General features: G+C 63.6%; 2 protein-coding genes, 1 tRNA gene and 1 pseudogene. All 4 read left to right on the top strand.

The genetic code is table 11. From position 1 onward, the window contains the following. Positions 1-294 (top strand): annotated as a pseudogene (locus Q0O95_RS13835) (metallophosphoesterase); the annotation flags it as partial. 9 nt (positions 295-303) lie between these two features. Next, entirely contained in the window at positions 304-1,569 is a 1,266-nt protein-coding gene (locus Q0O95_RS13830; RefSeq protein ID WP_293699880.1) for a Mur ligase family protein, read from the top strand. Continuing rightward, the gene (locus Q0O95_RS13825; RefSeq protein ID WP_293699878.1) at positions 1,566-2,279 is read left to right on the top strand and encodes a glutamine amidotransferase; all 714 of its coding nucleotides are present in this window, start codon (positions 1,566-1,568) and stop codon (positions 2,277-2,279) included. The genes Q0O95_RS13830 and Q0O95_RS13825 overlap by 4 nt, the downstream gene beginning before the upstream one ends. Positions 2,280-2,449: 170 nt before the next feature. Next, a tRNA-Pro gene (locus Q0O95_RS13820) sits at positions 2,450-2,526 on the top strand. Positions 2,527-3,111 lie beyond the last annotated feature (585 nt).

Here is a 3,111-nt window from a genome sequence, read left to right as displayed (position 1 = left end):
GGTATCACGCACGCCCCCTACCGTGCCGTGCTGGATGGGCTCGCGGATCTCGGAGCGGACGCTCTCTTCGCTGGTCACACGCACGGTGGCCAGGTACGCGTGCCGGGAGGTCAGGCGCTCGTCACGAACTGCGACCTGCCGGTTGAGCACGCAGACGGACTCACGACCTGGCACACGGGAGGTCGCGAAGTACCGCTGGAAGTCTCCGCGGGGATTGGCACATCCGTGCTCGCGCCGTTCAGGCTCGGCACACCGCCGGAAGCGGTGCTGCTCACGCTGACCGCTCGCGGGTAACATCGCCGTATGCCAGCGCTCCCCGTCATAACCGGCAAGCTCGCGCTTCGCGCCCTGCGACTCCTGGGACGCAGCGGCAATGCCCTGCCCGGCCTCATCGTCGAACGCACGTTTCCTGCTTACCTGTCGAAGACGCTGAGCGCGCTGCCGCACGGTGTCGTACTCGTCACGGGCACGAACGGCAAGACGACGACCACGAAGATGATCGCCACGATCCTGGGGCGCCGGTTTCGTGTGCTGACGAACGACACCGGTTCGAACTTCGTGCGGGGCGCGATCGGCGCGCTCGTCGACTCGTCGTCTTGGGCCGGCAAACTCGATGCTGACATCGCCGTGTTCGAGCTCGACGAAGCGCACGCCGTGAAATTCGTCGAACGACACCGACCGGATCACGTCTTGCTGCTGAACGTTTCGCGCGACCAGCTCGACCGATTCGGCGAGATCGACTTCACCGCCTCGCTACTGGAGCGGGTCGGCCAGGCGGCAACGGCATCCGTCACGCTGAATGCCGATGACGAGCGGCTCGCGGCCATGGCCGGCCGTATGAACGCCGACGTGCACTGGTTCGCGCTCAGCGAGGAGATGCAGCAGCACTTCCCCACCGACGAGGAACTGTACGGCGATGTCGAGACCCAGCCGGTTCCCGTAGGCATGGACGCCGTGCTCGAGTCATACGAGGCGACTTCCGGCGAAACGACGATCGACTTCGAAGGCGATGTGCGAACGGTCAGACTGCGCACATCGGGCGCGCACAACGCGCAGAACGCCACGGCAGCAGCGGTTGTTTCGCGTGTTGCAGGGCTGACGGTTGACGAAGTCACGGAGGGTCTTGCTGAAGTCGAACCCGCGTTCGGGCGCGGTCAGGCGTACCGCATCGATGGGCGCGACGTGCGAATGCACCTCGTGAAGAACCCTGCCGGCTTCCGGCAGTCGCTGCAGGCGGGGCTTGGAGAACAGCCGGATCGCGCCACCATCATCATCAACGATGCCGACGCCGACGGACGCGACATGTCGTGGCTCTGGGACGTCCCGTTCGTGCCGTTGCTGGATGCAGGCATCCCGGTCACGACGGGCGGCGTGCGAGCAGCAGACATGGCGGTCAGGCTGAAGTACGAGGGCCTTGAGGTCGAGTATGACCGAGCGGAGTTAGCCCCCGTCGTAGACGAAGCGATCGCCCGTACCCCCGAAGGGGGCCGCCTCGCGGTCTTCGCGAGCTACACCGCGATGTGGGGGCTGTTCCGTCACCTCGAAACGCGTTCGGGGGGTACAGCATGACCGAGCTACGCATCGCCCACATGTATCCGCAAGAGATGAACATCTACGGCGACACCGGTAACGTGCTCGTGCTGCGCCGTCGACTCCAGTGGCGTGAGCTCGCCGTCTCCGTCGTACCCGTCGGGCTCGGTGACGAGCTGCCGAACGATATCGACATCGTGCTAGGCGGCGGCGGGCAGGATGCAACGCAGGGTGACATCGGCCGGGACTTCGTTCGCAGAGCGCCCCAGCTGCGTTCGATGGCCGACGACGGCGTCGTGATGCTCGCGATCTGCGGCGCCTACCAACTGCTCGGCAGAGAGTTCCGCACGCAGACGGGCCGGGTCATTCAGGGAGCAGGCGTACTCGATGTCGAAACGGTCGGTTCATCGACACGCTTGATTGGCAACCACTCCGTCGAGACGAAGTGGGGCCGTCTCGTCGGCTACGAAAACCACAGCGGTCTCACTCGCCTCCTCGACGACGCGGAACCGCTCGCACGAACCGTTTCGGGATGCGGCAACAACGGAGAGGACTCCACGGAGGGTGTCGTCCGTGACAACGTCTTCGGTACCTATTTGCACGGGCCGGTGCTCGCGAAGAGCCCAGCATTCGCCGATGAGCTGCTTCGCCGTGCGTTCGAACGCCGCGGGATCACCGAGCCGCTGGCACCCCTGGGAGACGAACTCGAGTCGCGGGCCGCGACGGTCGCCGCAGGTCGGCCGAGGTAGCGCCTGCCTTAACCCGTGCTTGGGTGCGAAAAACTTCGAAACATGACGGTCATGTTTCGAAGTTTTTCGCACCCTCCGAGATCGGTGTGCGTGGTGAACGCTGGGAAGCGCCCCGCGATCGATGCGAATACGCTAAGCTGTTCAGGTTGCATCCAGCAGGATGCGGCCCTCGGGGTGTGGCGCAGCTTGGTAGCGCGCGTCGTTCGGGACGACGAGGTCGCAGGTTCAAATCCTGTCACCCCGACCAAATTTTTACCGCGGAAACTTCAGGTTTCCGCGGTTTTTTCTTGCAGGGAGCGCTCTGGTCGCACCCGCTCCAAACGCTCGGTCGGGTCATGAAGGTCAACCTGTGTGTTTTCAACCCCAGTGGATCCCGGAGTACGCGCGGCAGCCTCGTTCTTCCGGAGGTATTGTGCGAAGAAAAGTCGCGGCACTCTCCCGAACGGGAAAAATGTGCGGGGCGCAGCCGCGGAAGGCAACTACTGCGAGAAAACCTTTCGTTACTCGAAGTGTCCGAATTTCCTGAAAACTCGCTGATTCCGACATACCACGTCAATCTTGTAGCAACAATTGCGTATTCCCGGAAAGCGTGCTTAGACTGTCTGCCGTGCCTTGACTTCCGTCGAGCGCCTTTGGGCTGGCCTGTTGGTCACTGCTCGCCGGGCTAGCACGTAACACCTTGATCAACTCACAGGAGCGACGCGAAATTGGAAAAGCGACACCGTAGGTGGCTGAAGGTCACCGCGGCGACAGTCGGCGCAGGAGCGCTGGCGTTCGGAGGAGTAGCTCTCCCAGCTGCAGCCGAAGAGTCGTCGAATGACACCGAACCGAC

Source organism: uncultured Agrococcus sp. (assembly GCF_945915485.1).
GTDB lineage: Bacteria > Actinomycetota > Actinomycetes > Actinomycetales > Microbacteriaceae > Agrococcus.
This window is presented reverse-complemented; position numbering and strand designations above follow the sequence as displayed.